Annotated in this window: 16 protein-coding genes; 9 read left to right on the plus strand and 7 right to left on the minus strand. The window is 62.5% G+C overall.

All coding sequences use genetic code 11. The features are described 5' to 3' along the window. Positions 1–63: 63 nt before the first annotated feature. From LB533_RS22920 to LB533_RS22930, 3 genes are all read right to left on the minus strand, one after another. Positions 64–909: an aldo/keto reductase gene (locus LB533_RS22920; RefSeq protein ID WP_224678266.1), complete on the minus strand. Its 846-nt coding sequence runs from the start codon at positions 907–909 to the stop codon at positions 64–66. Positions 910–1085: 176 nt separating this feature from the next. Further along, on the minus strand, positions 1086–1478 hold the full coding sequence (locus tag LB533_RS22925; protein ID WP_140643648.1) for a DUF305 domain-containing protein: 393 nt from the start codon (positions 1476–1478) through the stop codon (positions 1086–1088). Positions 1479–1522: 44 nt separating this feature from the next. After that, positions 1523–4027, minus strand: coding sequence for a heavy metal translocating P-type ATPase (locus LB533_RS22930; RefSeq protein WP_224678267.1), 2505 nt, complete (start codon positions 4025–4027; stop codon positions 1523–1525). Positions 4028–4214: 187 nt separating this feature from the next. Here LB533_RS22930 and LB533_RS22935 point away from each other — a divergent pair, with 187 nt between their 5' ends. The 5 genes from LB533_RS22935 to LB533_RS22955 all read left to right on the plus strand — a co-directional run bounded on the left by LB533_RS22935 (position 4215) and on the right by LB533_RS22955 (position 11212). Next, on the plus strand, positions 4215–7016 hold the full coding sequence (locus LB533_RS22935) for a [protein-PII] uridylyltransferase (protein WP_224678268.1): 2802 nt from the start codon (positions 4215–4217) through the stop codon (positions 7014–7016). Between the two features lie 46 nt (positions 7017–7062). Continuing rightward, positions 7063–8670, plus strand: a complete 1608-nt coding sequence (gene murJ / locus LB533_RS22940) for a murein biosynthesis integral membrane protein MurJ (protein ID WP_140643652.1) — start codon at positions 7063–7065, stop codon at positions 8668–8670. Positions 8671–8833: 163 nt separating this feature from the next. Next, positions 8834–9901: a tryptophan--tRNA ligase gene (trpS, locus tag LB533_RS22945; RefSeq protein WP_140643654.1), complete on the plus strand. Its 1068-nt coding sequence runs from the start codon at positions 8834–8836 to the stop codon at positions 9899–9901. Between the two features lie 103 nt (positions 9902–10004). Further along, positions 10005–10496, plus strand: coding sequence for a universal stress protein (locus LB533_RS22950; protein WP_140497131.1), 492 nt, complete (start codon positions 10005–10007; stop codon positions 10494–10496). Positions 10497–10642: 146 nt separating this feature from the next. Continuing rightward, the gene (locus LB533_RS22955) at positions 10643–11212 is read left to right on the plus strand and encodes a NifU family protein (RefSeq protein WP_140643656.1); all 570 of its coding nucleotides are present in this window, start codon (positions 10643–10645) and stop codon (positions 11210–11212) included. A 146-nt stretch (positions 11213–11358) separates the two neighbouring features. On the opposite strand, the gene LB533_RS22960 is transcribed toward LB533_RS22955, so the two are convergent. After that, entirely contained in the window at positions 11359–11976 is a 618-nt protein-coding gene (locus LB533_RS22960) for a L,D-transpeptidase (protein WP_140643658.1), read from the minus strand. A 223-nt stretch (positions 11977–12199) separates the two neighbouring features. Between LB533_RS22960 and cueR the strand changes: the two genes are divergently transcribed. The 4 genes from cueR (at position 12200) to LB533_RS22980 (ending at position 14225) form a co-directional block, all read left to right on the plus strand. After that, positions 12200–12619 carry a Cu(I)-responsive transcriptional regulator gene (gene cueR, locus LB533_RS22965; RefSeq protein ID WP_140643659.1) on the plus strand — a complete coding sequence of 140 codons (420 nt, stop codon included), beginning with the start codon at positions 12200–12202 and terminating at the stop codon, positions 12617–12619. Between the two features lie 52 nt (positions 12620–12671). Further along, positions 12672–13091: an OsmC family protein gene (locus LB533_RS22970; protein WP_224678269.1), complete on the plus strand. Its 420-nt coding sequence runs from the start codon at positions 12672–12674 to the stop codon at positions 13089–13091. A 149-nt stretch (positions 13092–13240) separates the two neighbouring features. Next, complete coding sequence (locus tag LB533_RS22975) at positions 13241–13813, plus strand: hypothetical protein (protein WP_224678270.1); 573 nt, start codon at positions 13241–13243, stop codon at positions 13811–13813. Positions 13814–13838: 25 nt separating this feature from the next. Beyond that, positions 13839–14225 carry a hypothetical protein gene (locus tag LB533_RS22980; protein ID WP_224678271.1) on the plus strand — a complete coding sequence of 129 codons (387 nt, stop codon included), beginning with the start codon at positions 13839–13841 and terminating at the stop codon, positions 14223–14225. Positions 14226–14228: 3 nt separating this feature from the next. On the opposite strand, the gene LB533_RS22985 is transcribed toward LB533_RS22980, so the two are convergent. The 3 genes from LB533_RS22985 to LB533_RS22995 form a co-directional block, all read right to left on the minus strand. Next, the gene (locus LB533_RS22985; protein WP_224678272.1) at positions 14229–14405 is read right to left on the minus strand and encodes a hypothetical protein; all 177 of its coding nucleotides are present in this window, start codon (positions 14403–14405) and stop codon (positions 14229–14231) included. Positions 14406–14583: 178 nt separating this feature from the next. Beyond that, a complete protein-coding gene (locus LB533_RS22990) occupies positions 14584–15153 on the minus strand; it encodes a hypothetical protein (protein WP_224678273.1) in 570 nt (189 codons plus the stop codon). 205 nt (positions 15154–15358) lie between these two features. After that, complete coding sequence (locus LB533_RS22995) at positions 15359–16312, minus strand: IS1595 family transposase (RefSeq protein ID WP_224678274.1); 954 nt, start codon at positions 16310–16312, stop codon at positions 15359–15361. Positions 16313–16414: the final 102 nt, after the last annotated feature.

The following is a 16414-nucleotide window of genomic DNA, read 5'->3' on the forward strand; positions in this document are numbered from 1 at the left end:
GTATCGCCGAAACCGCCAATCTCCCCCCTCGAGGGGGGAGATTGGCAGCTTCACCGACAACGCTCAGATCATCTCCAGCCCGCGTTTGCGGCTCGGCGGCGGGAAGGCGCGGTCGAGGTCGGCGAGGTCCTCGCCTGTGAGCTCGATGTCGAGCGCCGCGACATTCTGGCGGACATGGTCCTGGCTGCTGGCCTTGGGAATGGCGATGACGCCATCCTGGTGCATCACCCAGGCCAGTGCGATTTGTGCCGCGGTCGCACCGTGGCGGGCGGCGACCGCGTCTAAACTGGCATTGCGCGCCAAGGCGCCCTGCTCGACCGGCGAATAGGCCATCAAAGGGATGCCGCGTTTCCGGCTCCAAGGCGCCAGATCGAACTCAAGGCCGCGCCGGACCAGATTGTAGAGCACCTGGTTGGTCTGGACGTTACCGCCGTCGGGCAGGCCGACCAGCTCTTCCATCTCCCCGGTGTCGAAATTGCTGACGCCCCAGTGGCGGATCTTGCCGGCTTTCTTCAGCGCCTCGAAGGCTTCGACGGTTTCGGCCAGGGGCACGCTGCCTGGCCAATGCAGCAGATAAAGATCGATACGGTCGGTGGCGAGGCGCTTCAGGCTGTTCTCGCAGGCGCGCTGCACACCGGCGCGCGAGGCGTTGGACGGCAGCACCTTCGAGACCAGGAAGACCTCGGCGCGCTGCCCGGCGATGGCTTCCGCCACCACCTCCTCGGCGCCGCCGCTGGCGTACATCTCGGCGGTGTCGATCAGCTTGACGCCGAGATCGAGACCTAGCTTGAGGGCATTCACCTCCTCGGCGCGGCGGCGCGAATCCTCGCCCATCTTCCAAGTGCCTTGGCCGAGAACGGGAACGGCTTCGCCGGAGGGCAGCGTGGTGGTTCTGACGCTCAAGGGCATGGCAGGCTCCAGTTTAGACCGGATCGCGTCACAGTCTGGGGCAATTCCAGGAAAAGTGTGTAGCGGCTTTCCGTCCGGAATTGCGTAAACAAGATTTAGAGCGGGTCGGCGATTCCATCACGCTGAACCGCTCTGGGCGAGAAATCCGGAGGCGTTCTCGCCCGAGCCGCGAAAGCTTACTTCACCGGATGGGCGGCGAGCCAGTCCTGCATCTGCTTGATCTCGGCTTCCTGCGCCGCGATGACGGCCTCGGCCAGCTTGCGGATCTCGGGATCCTTGCCGTTGGCGAGTTCGACCTTGGCCATGTCGATGGCGCCCTGGTGGTGCGGGATCATGCCGCGGACGAAATCGACGTCGGCATTGCCGGTGTATTTGGAGGCCATCATGTCGGCGTGCATCTTGTCCATCGCCGCCTTGTAGCCTGCGGTCGATGGGCCTTCCGCCCCCGTCGCCATGCCGGCCATGTCGTGCTTCATCTCCTCGCTCTGTGCGGGAACGCTTTCGAGGAAGACGGCAACCAGCATTCCAGCCGCCATCAGCAGCAGTACGATTTTCTTGGCCAAGGTCATTGACGGTCTCCTGTTCATTGGGTTTTCGTATTTGGGGGATCGGCTCAAAGTTTCAATGTCCTCAGCCGCAACGCGTTGGCGATCACTGAAACCGAGGACAGGCTCATCGCCGCCGCTGCCAGCATCGGCGACAACAGCGTGCCGGTCAGCGGATAGAGCACGCCGGCCGCGACCGGCACGCCAAGCACATTGTAGAGGAAGGCGAAGAACAGGTTCTGCCTGATATTGCGGATAGTCGCCTGAGCCAGTGTGCGGGCACGCACGATGCCGTTGAGGTCGCCCTTGACCAAAGTGATGCCGGCGCTTTCGACGGCGACATCGGCGCCGGTGCCCATGGCGATACCGACATCGGCGGCGGCCAAGGCCGGTGCGTCGTTGACGCCGTCGCCGGCCATGGCGACGCCGGCGCCCTTGCCGCGCAATTCCTCGACCAGCGCGCCCTTCTGTTCCGGCAACAGGCCGGCGCGGACTTCGTCGATGTCGAGACTCCTGGCGATCGCGTTTGCCGTGCGCTCATTGTCGCCGGTCGCCATGATGATCCTCAAGCCGCTGTCGTGCAGGGCCTTGATCGCCTCGGCGGTGGTCGCCTTGACCGGATCGGCGACGGCGACGATGCCGGCCAATTTCCTGTCCACGACGACGAACATCGCCGTCTTGCCATCGCCTTGCAGCGCCTCGGCCGCGGCCGAAACGGTGGACACGCCGACGCCGAGATCACGCATCATCGCGGCGTTGCCGAGCGCTACATTCCTGCCCGAAACGGCACCGGAAACACCCTTGCCGGTGACCGCCTCAAAGCCGCTGGCTTCGGCGACCCTTACACCGCGGGTCGCGGCGCCTTCGACAATAGCCTCGGCCAGGGGATGCTCCGAGCCCTTCTCCAGGCTCGCGGCGAGGCCCAGCAATTCCTCCTCCGAAAACCCATCGGCGGCTACGACATCCGTCAGTTTCGGCCGGCCTTCGGTCAGTGTCCCCGTCTTGTCGACGATCAGCGTATCGACGGAAGCGAAGCGTTCGAGCGCGGCGGCCTCCTTGATCAGCACGCCGGCGTGGGCGCCACGTCCGGTGGCTGTCATGATCGACATCGGCGTGGCGAGGCCGAGTGCGCAGGGACAGGCAATGATCAACACCGAGACCGCCGAGACGATGGCGAAGATCAGGCTGGGCGTGGGCCCAAAGATCGCCCAGGCGACAAAGGCAGCGATGGCGACCAGAACGACAGCCGGGACGAAGTAGAAGGAAACGCGATCGGCCAACCCTTGTATCGGCGCGCGCGAGCGTTGCGCCTTGGCGACCAGCTCGACGATGCGCGAGAGCGTGGTCTCGGCGCCGATGCGCTCGGCGCGCATGATCAGCGAGCCGTTCTTGTTGAGCGTGCCGCCGGTGAGGGTATCACCTTCGGCTTTCTCGACCGGCAACGGTTCGCCCGTGATCATGGATTCGTCGATGGAAGAGCGGCCTTCGAGCACGGTGCCGTCGACCGGCACGGCATCGCCGGGCCGGATGCGCAGGCGCTCGCCGGCCTTGACGCTGTCCAGCGGCACATCGCTCTCGGAACCGTCCTCTCCTATGCGGCGGGCGGTCTTGGGCGCGAGATCTAGCAAGGCGCGAATCGCCGAGCTGGTCTTTTCGCGGGCGCGCAGTTCCAGCACCTGGCCGAGAAAGACCAGCGCGACGATGACGGCGGCGGCCTCGAAATAAACCGGCACCGCCCCGCCATGGCCGCGGAACTGATGCGGAAAAATGTCCGGGAACAGCGTCGCGACGACGCTGTAGAGATAGGCCGCACCGACGCCGAGCGAAATCAGCGTCCACATGTTCGGGCTGCGGTTGCGGATCGAGTCCCAGCCGCGGTGAAAGAACGGAAATGCTGCCCAAAGCACGACGGGGCTTGCGAGCGCCAGCTCGATCCAGACCTTTGTCCGGTCATCGACCAGCTTCTCGAACGACAGACCGATCATCGGCGCCATGGCGACGATGAGAAGGGGCACCGAGAGCACTGCACTGACCCAGAACCGCCTGGTAAAATCGACCAGTTCGGGATTTGGCCCCTCGTCACCGGTCGGAACGCCCATCGGCTCGAGCGCCATGCCGCAGATGGGACAGGAGCCGGGCTTGTCGCGGATGATCTCGGGATGCATCGGGCAAGTGTATTGCGTGCCTTTCGGCATCGCCTGAGGCGCCGGCCTGTCGCCGAGATAGGTTTGCGGTGCCGCCTCGAACTTCGACTTGCAGCCGGCGGAGCAGAAATAGAAGCCCTGGCGGTCATGGCGCAGAAAATGCTTTGCCGTGGCGCGGTCCACGCTCATGCCGCAGACGGGGTCGGTTGCGGTCAGGTATGCTTCCGGCTCGGCCTGGAATTTCGAACGGCAGCTTTCGCTGCAGAAATGATAGTGACGGCCGCCATGCTCCGATGTCGGCTTGCCGGCGGCTGGATCGACGGTCATGCCGCAGACCGGATCGCGTGTGACGGCGCCCGCATCCACGGCCGCACCTTTTGCCGCGCAGCAACCACCATGCGCGTGATGATCGTGATCTGAATGCGTCATTTCGAATGCCTCTATCAAACTGCTTCGAGCCGGAGGTAGTCCTTCCAGTAACTGGAAGGTCAAGGACTGGTTTGAATTTTATTGCCGCGGGTGTCCCGCACCATGGAAACGCGTCAACCCGCCCCCATACCCAGCGCCGCGGAAACGCGCTATAGACGCCGCCCAAAAGGCAAGGCCAACCGGTACCATGGCGAAAATCTCCCTGAAGCTCGATGAACTGATCGACGGCGACGCCTTGCGCCGCGAGATGACCGCTCTGACGGCGGCCACGGCCGGGGACGGCTCCGGATCGGCCGCCCGCGCCGGGGTTCTCCAGCTTCTCAAGGGCCGGCTCGCCGCGGGCCGAAAGGTCGCCGAGGCCATGCTGAAACAGGATGGCGGCGGCAATGCCTGCGCCGAGCGGCTGTCGCATCTGATGGATGAGCTGATCCGGGCGCTCTACGATTTCGCCGCGACCCATGTCTACCGGGTGAAAAACCGCTCGGTCGCCGAACGCATGGCCGTCGTCGCGGTCGGTGGTTATGGCCGCGGCACGCTGGCGCCGGGATCCGACATCGACCTTCTGTTCCTGCTGCCCTACAAGCAGACGCCGTGGGGCGAACAGATAGTCGAATACATGCTCTACATGCTGTGGGACCTGGGGCTGAAGGTCGGCCACGCGACCCGCAACATCGAGGAATGCCTGCGGCTGTCGCGCACCGACATCACCATCCGCACCTCGATCCTGGAAGCGCGCTTCCTGTGGGGTGAGCAGAAGCTCTACGACGAACTGATGCTGCGCTTCGACCACGAGGTGGTGCGCACCACCGGACCGGAATATGTGCAGGCCAAGCTCGCCGAACGCGATGAGCGCCATGCCAAGGCCGGCGAAAGCCGCTATCTGGTCGAGCCCAACGTCAAGGACGGCAAGGGCGGCCTGCGCGACCTGCAGACGCTGTTCTGGATCGGCAAGTATTTCTACCGCGTGCGCACCGGCGAGGAGTTGGTCGAGAAGGGCGTCTTCACGCAGGCCGAATACCGCGAATTCCAGAAGGCCGAGGATTTCCTGTGGGCCGTGCGCTGCCACATGCATTTCCTCACCGGCAAGGCCGAGGAGCGGCTGCATTTCGATATCCAGCGCGAGATCGCGGAGCGGCTGGGCTACACCACCCATCCCGGCCTGTCGGCGGTCGAGCGCTTCATGAAGCACTATTTCCTCGTCGCCAAGGATGTCGGCGACCTGACCCGTATCTTCTGCGCCGCGCTCGAAGAGGAGCAGGCCAAGCATGTGCCGGGCTTCAACCGCATCTTTCTCACCTTCCAGCGCCGCAAGCGCAAGCTTGCCGGCACGTCGGATTTCATCGTCGACAACCACCGCATCAACATCGCCGACGACCAGGTGTTCGAGCGCGACCCGGTCAATCTCTTGCGGCTGTTCTGGTTCGCCGACAAGCACGGGCTGGAATTCCACCCCGACGCGCTGAAGCTGCTCACCCGCTCGCTCGGCCTGGTCAACAAGTCGCTGCGGCGCGACGAGGAGGCCAACCGGCTGTTCCTCGACATCCTGACCTCGGACCGCAATGCCGAGCTCAATTTGCGCCGCATGAACGAGGCGGGGCTGCTCGGCCGGCTGATCCCCGATTTCGGCAAGATCGTCGCTATGATGCAGTTCTCGATGTACCACCATTACACGGTTGACGAGCATCTGATCCGCTGCATCGGCGTGCTGGCCGAGATCGAGCGCGGCGACGGCGAGAAGGTGCATCCGCTGTCGCATTCGCTGATGCCGGGACTGAGAAAGAGCCGCGAGGCGCTCTACGTCGCCGTGCTGCTGCACGACATCGCCAAGGGCAGGCCGGAGGACCATTCGGAAGCCGGCGCCCGGATCGCCCGGCGCATCTGCCCGCATATGGGACTTTCGACGGCGGACACGGAAACGGTGGCCTGGCTGGTCGAGAACCATCTGGTCATGTCGATGACGGCGCAGACGCGCGATCTCAACGATCGCAAGACGATCGAGGACTTCGCCTCGATCGTGCAGTCCGTCGAGCGGCTGAAGCTGCTTCTCATCCTCACCGTCTGCGACATCAGGGGCGTCGGACCGGGAGTCTGGAACGGCTGGAAGGGCCAGTTGCTGCGCACGCTGTACTACGAGACCGAACTGCTGCTCACCGGCGGCTTCTCGGAAGTGTCGCGCGCCCAACGCACTTCCGCCGCGCGCGAGCGCCTGGCCGAAGCGCTCGCCGGCTGGCCAGACAAGGTCCGCGAGCGCTATGTCGGCCTGCATTATGAGAACTACCTGCTGACCGTAGACCTGCCGGACCAGCTTCGCCATGCCGAATTCATCCGCGAGGCGGATGCGGCCGGCAACAAGCTTGCCACCATGGTCAAGACGCACCAGTTCGAGGCGGTGACCGAGATCACCGTGCTGGCGCAGGACCATCCGCGCCTGCTGTCGGTGATCGCCGGCGCCTGTGCGGCGGCCGGCGGCAACATCGTCGACGCGCAGATATTCACCACCTCGGACGGCCGCGCGCTGGACACGATCCTGATCTCGAGGGAGTTCGACCGCGACGAGGACGAGCGCCGGCGCGCCGAGCGCGTCGGGCGGCTGATCGAGGACGTGCTGTCGGGCAAGAGCTGGCTGCCGGAGATGATCGAGAAGCGCACCAAGCCCAAGCGCGGCGCCAAGGTCTTCCGGATCGCGCCGCGCGCCGAAATTCGCAACACGCTGTCGAACCGATTTTCGGTGATCGAGGTCGAAGGGCTGGACCGGCCGGGTCTGTTGTCGGAGATCACCGGAACACTGTCCGACCTGTCGCTCGATATCGCGTCAGCCCACATCACCACCTTCGGCGAAAAGGTGATCGACACGTTCTACGTCACCGATCTCACTGGCCAGAAGATCGACAGCCCCTCACGCACCACGACCATCCGCAACAGGCTGACGGCGACGCTCGAGGGCACGGCCTCCGAACGCGGCAGCAGGACCAAGGCGGCCGCCGAGTGAGCGCCACCATCACTTTGTCCCAATCGCGCAGGCAGTCTCCAAACGCATGAGCCTCGTCAAGAAATTCGCAACGGTCGCTTCCGGCACGCTGATGAGCCGCGCGCTCGGTTTCGGCCGCGAGATGCTGATGGCGGCGGCACTGGGCACCGGACCGGTGGCCGACGCCTTCAACGCCGCCTTCCAGTTTCCCAACACCTTTCGCCGGCTGTTCGCCGAAGGCGCCTTCAATGCCGCCTTCGTGCCATTGTTCGCCAAGGAAATCGAGACGCACGGCACCGACGGCGCCAAGCGCTTTTCAGAGGAAGTGTTCGGGGTGCTGTTCACGGCGCTGCTGGCGCTGACCATCGCCATGGAACTGGCGATGCCGCTGATCGTGCGCTACCTGGTGGCGCCGGGTTTCGCCGACACGCCGGGCAAGTTCGAGACGACCGTCACGCTGGCGACGATCATGTTCCCGTATCTCATCTGCATGTCGCTGGCCGCCATGATGGCGGGCATGCTGAACTCGTTGCGCCGCTATTTCGCCGCGGCGGTCGCGCCTGCCTTCCTCAACATCATCCTGATCAGCGTGCTTGGCTATGCCTGGTATCATGGGCTGGATGCGCAGGCCGTCGGCTTCAGCCTGTCCTGGGGCGTTCTGGCGGCGGGCCTCGTGCAGCTCGCCATCGTCTGGGTGGCGGTTCGCAACGCCGGCATCTCGATCGGTTTCCGCCGGCCGAAGATGACGCCGAACGTGAAGCGGCTCCTGATCCTGGCGCTGCCGGCGGCGATCACCGGCGGCATCACCCAGATCAACCAGCTGATCGGCACCGCGATCGCGTCGGCGCAGGACAGCGCCGTCTCCTCGCTCGCCTATGCCGACCGCGTCTACCAGCTGCCGCTTGGCGTGGTCGGCGTCGCCGTTGCGATCGTGCTGTTGCCGGAACTGTCGCGGGCGCTGAAGTCGGGCAATCTGATCGAGGCGGCCAATCTGCAGAACCGCTCGGTCGAATTCACCTTGTTCATGACCTTGCCGGCTGCGGTGGCGCTCTGGGTCATGTCTGAACCGATCGTGCGGCTGGTCTATGAGCGCGGCGCGTTCGCCGCCAACCATTCGACGCCTGTTGTGGCGGCGATCCTGGCGATCTTCGGGCTCGGCCTGCCGGCCTTCGTGCTGATCAAGGCGTTCACCCCGGGCTATTTCGCCCGCGAGGACACGCGCACGCCGATGATCTTCGCCGCCATTTCGGTGGCGGTGAACGTCGCCACCGCGCTGACGCTGTTTCCGAGGATGGGCGCGCCCGGCATCGCCGTGGCCTCGGCGGTGGCCGGCTGGGTCAACGCGCTGATGCTGCTCGGGGTGCTGATCCGGCGCGGCCATTGGGGCCGCGACGTGCCGCTCTTGAAGCGCATTCCGCGTCTGGTGCTGTCGGCGGCGGTGATGGGCGTCGCCCTCTATTTCGCCGAACACTGGCTGAGCGCCAGGCTCGGCTCCGGCTCGCCGCTGGTCGTCAAGGCGACGACGCTGCTGGGGCTGGTGGCCGGCGGGGCGCTGCTCTACTTCGTCACGGCCTTTGCCAGCGGCGGCGCCGATTTCGGCATGATCCGCCGCAATGTGAGGCGCGGCTCGGGCAAGGCGACACCATCAGCCGCAAAGGCCGAGTTGGACGAGTAGGCCGGCTGCAATAGCAGTCTTGATCGCAGCGTCATGTTCGTCCATAAGCGCGCCGTCGCAAGACTTTCGCCGCACGCGGTTTCCAGCCGCGTGATTGGCTCCGAAAAGTCTGCAACTTTTCGGAATCACGCTTATACGGCCCTCCACAAGCCACGAGGAAACCATGTCCGCCTTCAAGCCACTCGTCTTCTCCGGTGTCCAGCCGACCGGCAATCTGCATCTCGGCAACTATCTCGGCGCCATCAAGAAATTCGTCGCTCTGCAGGACACGTCCGACTGCATCTACTGCGTCGTCGACCTGCATTCGCTGACGGCCCAGCTGGTCTATGACGATCTCAGGGACCAGACGCGCTCCATCACGGCGGCATTCCTGGCCTCCGGCATCGATCCGAAGAAGCACATCGTGTTCAACCAGTCGCGGGTCATGCAGCACGCTGAGCTCGCCTGGATCTTCAACTGCGTGGCGCGCATCGGCTGGATGAACAAGATGACGCAGTTCAAGGACAAGGCCGGCAAGGACCGCGAGAACGCCTCGCTGGGACTGCTTGCCTATCCCTCGCTGATGGCGGCCGACATCCTGCTCTACCGCGCCACCCATGTGCCGGTCGGCGAGGACCAGAAGCAGCATCTGGAACTGACGCGCGACATCGCCCAGAAATTCAACAACGACTTCTCGGACCGCATCGCCGGTCTTGGCGTCGGCGTCGAGATGAGGATAGGCGAGGAGACGGTGAACGGCTATTTCCCGATCACCGAGCCGGTCATCGGCGGGCCGGCGGCGCGCATCATGAGCCTGCGCGACGGCTCCAAGAAGATGTCGAAATCGGACCCGTCGGATCTGTCGCGCATCAATCTGACCGACGATGCCGAGGCCATCTCCAAGAAGATCCGCAAGGCCAAGACCGATCCGGAAGCGTTGCCGAGCGAAGTGGATGGCCTCGCCACCCGGCCGGAAGCGGAAAACCTGGTCGGCATTTATGCGGGCCTTGCCGACATATCGAAAGAGGCGGTGCTGAAGGAGTTCGGCGGCCAGCAGTTTTCGGTGTTCAAGCCGGCACTGGCCGACCTGGCAGTCGAAAAACTGGCGCCGGTCGCCGCCGAAATGCGCCGCATTTCCGATGACCGCGCCTATGTCGACGCGGTGCTTAGGGACGGCGGCGAGCGCGCCGGCGTACTGGCGGAAGCGACGATGAAGACGGTTCGCGACATCATCGGGCTGCTGCAGGACTGATCCGCATCGTTATGCCCCGCACCATACCGGCCAAAGACCGGCGGCTTGCCGCCGGTCAGCCGCAGTGGCAGATTGCGGCCGAAATGACATCGAGTAAATAGACATGGTCTCCAAACGCCTCAGCCGCGAAGCCGGACATCGCCGCAAGTTCCTGGCGATCATCGACGATACGCCCGAATGCGAGCGCGCCGTCGCCTACGCCTCGAAGCGGGCGCTGAGCACCAGCGGCGTGCTGGTGCTGCTCTACGTCATCGAACCGGACGATTTCCAGCACTGGCTGGGCGTCGAGAAGATCATGCGCGAGGAGGCGACCGCCACCGCACGTACCGCGCTCGACAGCTACGCCAACAAGGTGCGCCAGAAACTCGGCATCGAACCGGAGATGGTGGTGCGCGAGGGCAAGCCCACCGAAGAGATCCACAAGCTGATCGAGGAAGACCAGGATATCGCCATCCTGGTGCTGGCGGCCGGCGCCGGCAAGGAAGGGCCCGGGCCGCTGGTCGGCGCCGTGGCCGGCAAGGGCGCCGCCTTCCCTATCCCGGTGACCGTGGTGCCGCAAAACCTTTCGGACGAGGAAATCGACAGCCTCGCCTGAAGCCCGCCAGGGATTTCGATCCCCAGCCAGCAAAAACATTCCGCCAGCCAGCCATTCGGGCGATGCGTTTCGCTTGAATGTCCAGCCGATAGAGCTTATTTAGAATTATTCCAAACTATCTGCCCGAGACGGGCACGGAGACGGCCATGTTCATCCAGACCGAATCGACGCCAAACCCGGCGACGCTGAAATTCCTGCCCGGCAAGGAAGTGCTCTTGGAAGGCACCGCCGATTTCCGCGATGCCGGTAGTGCGGCGACGGCCTCGCCGCTGGCCGGCCGGCTGTTCGAAATACCGGGCGTCACCGGCGTCTTCTTCGGCTACGACTTCATCACCGTCACCAAGGACGGCCCCGACTGGCAGCATCTGAAGCCGGCGATCCTGGGCGCCATCATGGAGCATTTCATGTCCGGCGCGCCTGTCATGGCCAATGCCGGCCCGGCCGCGGAGACCAGCCAGACCGGTGAGTTCTACGACAAGGCCGACGAGGAACTCGTCATCACCATCAAGGAGCTGCTTGACACGCGGGTGCGCCCGGCAGTGGCCCAGGATGGCGGCGACATCACCTTCCGCGGCTTCGAGAACGGCACCGTGTTCCTGCACATGAAGGGCGCCTGCGCCGGCTGCCCGTCATCGACGGCGACGCTGAAGCACGGCATCCAGAACCTGCTCCGCCACTTCGTTCCCGAGGTCCAGCAGGTCGAACAGGTCGCCTGACCGCGCGTTCGCCGAGCGCGGCGACGTTTCTCAAATGCAAGCAACAAAAAACCGGGCCGAATTGCCCGGTTTTTTGTTGGGGACGTCCGTTGTTGCCTGGACGGTCCGCGTACGAACGGTTTTGACCATGAACCTCGCGGTCACGGTCAGAGAACGATGACCTTGGCGCCGACCTCGGCGCGGTCGTAAAGGTCGATGATGTCCTGGTTCATCAGCCGGATGCAGCCCGACGACATCGCCTTGCCGATCGAGTTCCATTCCGGGCTGCCATGCAGGCGATAGCCCATGTCACCGCCCTTGTTGAACAGGTACAGCGCGCGCGCGCCGAGCGGGTTCTTCAGGCCCGGCTCCATGCCACCGGCGAACTTGGCGAGTTCTGGCTGGCGCTTGATCATCTGAGACGGCGGCGTCCAGGTCGGCCATTCGCGCTTGATGGCGACACGGGCGGTGCCATGCCACTCGAAGCCCTCGCGGCCGACGCCGATGCCGTAGCGAATTGCCCGGCCGTCACCCTCGACGAAGTAGAGGAACTTGTTCTGCGTATCGACGATGATGGTGCCCGGCTTTTCCTTGGTGTCGTAGTTCACCTCCTGCCGGTGATACTTCGCGGGCACCTTTTCGATCGGGATGCGCGGCAGCTGGTAGCCGGCGTCGGTCACCGCGCCATAGTCGTTGGAGAATATCTGCCCGCCAATGGTGCTGCAACCGGCGAGTGCGGTGGACAGCGCCAGTGCGGCAATGACTGCAAGCGACTTCATGCGCATGAGGTGATCCGTGCCCCGCCAAACATCCGCGGCACGAGTCGGCCGCTTTCTTGCCATCATTCATGCTGGCATTTGCTTTGCTTGCCAAGTACGCGATGCCTATATGCAAGACCTCACCTGCCGGTAAGCCAGCAACTGCGGCATTTCGGCAACAGCCTTCACCGGATTGTGAAGGAAATTCAATGGCCATGACTCTCGGGCCAGCAGGAATCGAGGAACAACCATGAATGTCGGCGACGCCGCCCAGCGTTCCGGTCTGCCAGCCAAGACCATCCGCTACTATGAGGAAATCGGCCTGATAGCGCCTGCGCGTGCCGGCAACGGCTATCGCGACTATTCGGGCGACGACATCCATCGGCTGACCTTCCTGCGCCGTGCCCGCAACCTGGGCTTTTCCATCGACGATTGCCGCCAGCTGATGGCGCTCTACCAGGACCGCGGCCGCGCCAGCCACGACGTGCGCGAGATCGCCACCGCCCATGTCAGGGCGATCGAGGAGAAGGTGCGCGAGCTGCAGTCGATGCGATCGACCCTGCAGAAGCTCGTCCAGGCCTGCCATGGCGACGACCGGCCGGACTGCCCGATCATCGATGACATTGCGGGAACCGCGCCACTCGGCGATAAAGCCGCCACGGTCGCATAGATCCGTGCTGGTCGAAGGCACCGAAGCCTCTCGACTACGGGGGAGGATGCCGATGGTCTCGATGACTGTCGAACTGCGCAATGTCGAAGGTACCGAAGCCGCCATGGGCTGGGCCGGCGGCCACACGATCGTCGTCGACCGACCCGAGGGCAAGGCCGGCGGCATGGGCCTGGGCTTCAATGGCGGCCAATTGCTGGCGCTGGCGATTGGCGGCTGCTTCTGCAACGACCTTCGCTATGTCGCCGACGAGATCGGCGTGAAACTCGGCAGGATCGCCGTCTCGGTGAGGCTTGATCTCGACGGCAAGCCCTTGCTGGCGACCGCGGCAAGGATGACGGTTTCCTGCGAGACCTTGGATGGATCCGACCCCCAAAGGGTCATTGACCATGCCAGCGTGGTTTCGACGGTCAGCAACTCGTTGCGCCAGGGCGTGCCGGTTACGATCGAGAGGACGGGGCCTGGCCGCTCATAGGCGATTATATGGTTGACAAACCCAAAGTTTCATGTTACACAATTACAACTCGTCGAGACAGAACGGCCTGCCCTTCCATAAGGTGGGCCGTTCGCGCATTGTGTTTGAGACAGTTGTTAGAAGTCTCGTTCTAAGTTACATGATCGCTCATGACAGGAACCAGCAATACGGCGATCATTTCCCAGCCCAACCTGGCTGAACGGTTCGGCGTTGCCCGTGCGCCGAGCCTGATTCGCGACTGGGAAACAGAAGCAAAGCCCAAATCGCTTGTGAAGATGACGAGAGAGGTTGGCGCCCATTTGCGATCTTATCGCGACTTGGCGCAAAACGACCTCTTTTGGAACGTGTCCCAGTGTTCTTCGTTTATTTGGGCTATGGGCGAAAATGGTGAAGTCTTCGTCGCGTTTGAGGAAATCGTGGTTGAACCCGATGGCGATGCCTTGGGATTGAAGGAAGGATATCCACGCCGTCGCGGGTATCCTACGCACCCGGCTGACGAAAAGAAGCTTGGACATCCCACCCTGATTGGCAATGGTCATGCGCGAATTGCGGGGGAGCTATTCCTTGACGTGGCTGAGGAAAAGCTGCATTGGTTCGTTAATTGCGGGTCCGGACGGTATTGCCGGGACGTGAGGCCGAATGGAGATCAGTCCAAAGCCATACATGAATTTTTCATGGAATTAATCGATGATGCGGTTCGCTTTGACGACCCATTTCGATGAAATTCCAGATGAATCGGAGGGATGAATGGCCGGGAAGATGTTGGATATGGATAAGGGTCATACTCGCCTGATGTATTTGTTCGGTTCGTTCAAGCCGTCTGAACGCGCGATCCTTTTGGATTCGGCAAACACCAACGCAAAGCCATTTATTGAAGCCCTCGATCTGTTCCTTACAAAGTGGGCCGCTGCGCCGTGGGTCGAAGAATATAATGTCGAACGCGTTGGCGAGTGGATTGCCGCTAAATGTCCGCCCTCTATCCGGAGGTCTGCGAAGCAGGTCGCCGAACGCGGCCTAGATCGCGCAGAAGGTAACGAGGCGTCCATACGCACCAAGACATATCGCGCTTTTCTTGATGGGATGAAGCGTCACCCTCAGCCCAAGAGCGCGGTAGTCCTGTCCCTGCACGCGTAATTCTCAGTCTTCAATCCGTTTGCGCTGACGCCGCACCAGATCCTTTATCTGGTCGGCAGTCAGTTTTGGCGCGTGGGCAATCTTGTCTATCGCCTTTTCGAAGGCGGCTTCGGACTGGTCCGTTTTCAGGTCCTTCGCGGCTTCGCGAAACTTGTCGATCTGAGGTTTGTCCTTGGTCATGATCCCGAACTCTAGACGGATTCGATGGCATCATATATATAGAGGCCCGCTGGTGAGGTAACTCACCAGCGGGGCAACCCGAGCCTTAGATGCGATGCAGAGCTTCGGCCCTCATCAAACTATTATGCGGGTTTGCCACACGGGATACTCTCTTTCTCATGCGCCTGTCCGGGCTGGGTTAAAAGGGGATCTCGTCGTCTGGTTCGGGCGACCGATGTCTTACGGCATCAATCGCGTCGCTCAGACTCAGAGAAGCGGTGGAGCCGGAGGGATTCGAACCCTCGGGAGCAGAAGGTGGGTAGCCCCTCTCCCGTCCAACCGGACCCAATGCTGGATGATTAGAAGGCTCTGGCGCTTCCGCGCCGGAGCCTTCTGCTTTCTTGACAACGGTCCAGCCTTGGCCGTCGTTGTCAATCAAACCGTCGTTCTTCATTTTCGATAGACGAGTACTGACCGAATTTTTGCTGGTATCGATCTGGCGTTGTTCGGTGATGAAATCGAAAATCGCCGCCGGCGTCGTGTTGCCCTGCGAGATGGCGTCGATGATCGCATTGTTGATCGGGCTGGCACCCGCCGGCAGAAGGCTGAAGTTGGCGTTGCCAGTGTAGATTGTGCCGGCAACTGTTCTTGTCTCGCCGCCCAAGACTTCCAGCGCAGCTTCGATCTCGCGAATGTCCTTTCGGATTTCGGCGACCTGCGCCAGCAATTCTTGCCGCTTCTGTTTCAAAATTTCTTTGGCGATGGACATGCCGAATCGACCTGTTCTGCTTCCGTTAAGGAAACAGTATGGGTGTTGGACACCAGAGTCAAACCCAAAGGGATTTAGGGTTTGGTGTTGTGATCACCTATTGGGAATAACCGGCCTTTAAGGATCGCGCCTGCGCTTGAGCGGCTTTCGGAGCCATAGCGCTAATTCCAGTTGAACCGGCCTACGGAAGTGGAGTGCCTTTGCCTCAATTAGGCCCGCGATAGGTGAGGCGCTTGCCAGCGGCACCCTTCAACGCGATGAAAGCGCGAGTGCCGTCATCCACGCCCATGGCAATGCGGTTGCTGTAACGGAAATCGAACTCGGCAAGGTAGCGGTGCAGATGGTGTTCGCCGCAGTGCTGATACACGCCCTTCATGCCGCGCTTGAAGATCGAATAGAAGCCTTCGACGGTGTTTGTGTGGACGGTCTTTTCGCCTTCGTGGCGCACATATTCGTCCTTGGAATGCGTGACGACATCGTGAGAAGCGAATTCCTGGCCAACGCGGCGATACATGCCAGCTTCATCCGTCATCAAGGCGCTTTCCTTGGCGATGTTGGCGCGAACGATAGGCATCACGGTGCCAATGCGGGCGGTATCGACATGAAAGGACCGAGCGCGGCCACCGCGCTCGACAAGCGTAACGACAGTGTTCTTATGAGCGCCGCCGCCGCGCTTAACCTGAGTGCCAGCAAGACGGCCTGTGTAGGTCTCGTCAACTTCCACGGTCTTGCCATTGCCGCCAAGCGGCGACAGGTCGCCAGACGCCATTGCAAGGCGAATGCGGTGGCACAGGAACCAAGCGGCCTCGTAGGTGCATTCGAGTATGCGGTGCATCTGGTGGGCGCTGATGCCCTTCTTTGAGGCGCACATGAGGTGGATAGCCTGTAGCCACTTGGTGAGCGGCAGATGGCTTTCCTCGAAAATGGATCCCATGCGCACGGTGAACTGCGAACGGCAAGCGCTGCACTTGTACAGGCCGTGACGCTCAACGCCATGAGGGTTCTTTTTGGAAGGCTTGGTGCGAACGCCCTTCAAGGCGTAGTGGCGATCAACGCTACCGCACTTGGGGCAAACGGGACCATTCGGCCAGAGTATGGATTCCACATGCTCGAAAGCCTTGGCTTCGTCGTGGAACTCGGGGCGGGACAGAATGGACATAGCGGTAACTCCTTGGAGTCGTTATCGCTTATCCATTTGGGTTTGTCAACCAGATAATCGCCCGCTCATAACGGGTTCAAACCATGAACAAAATCTGGCATG

Origin of the sequence: Mesorhizobium sp. BR1-1-13, from assembly GCF_020165515.1 — a bacterium.
Taxonomy (GTDB): Bacteria; Pseudomonadota; Alphaproteobacteria; order Rhizobiales; family Rhizobiaceae; genus Mesorhizobium.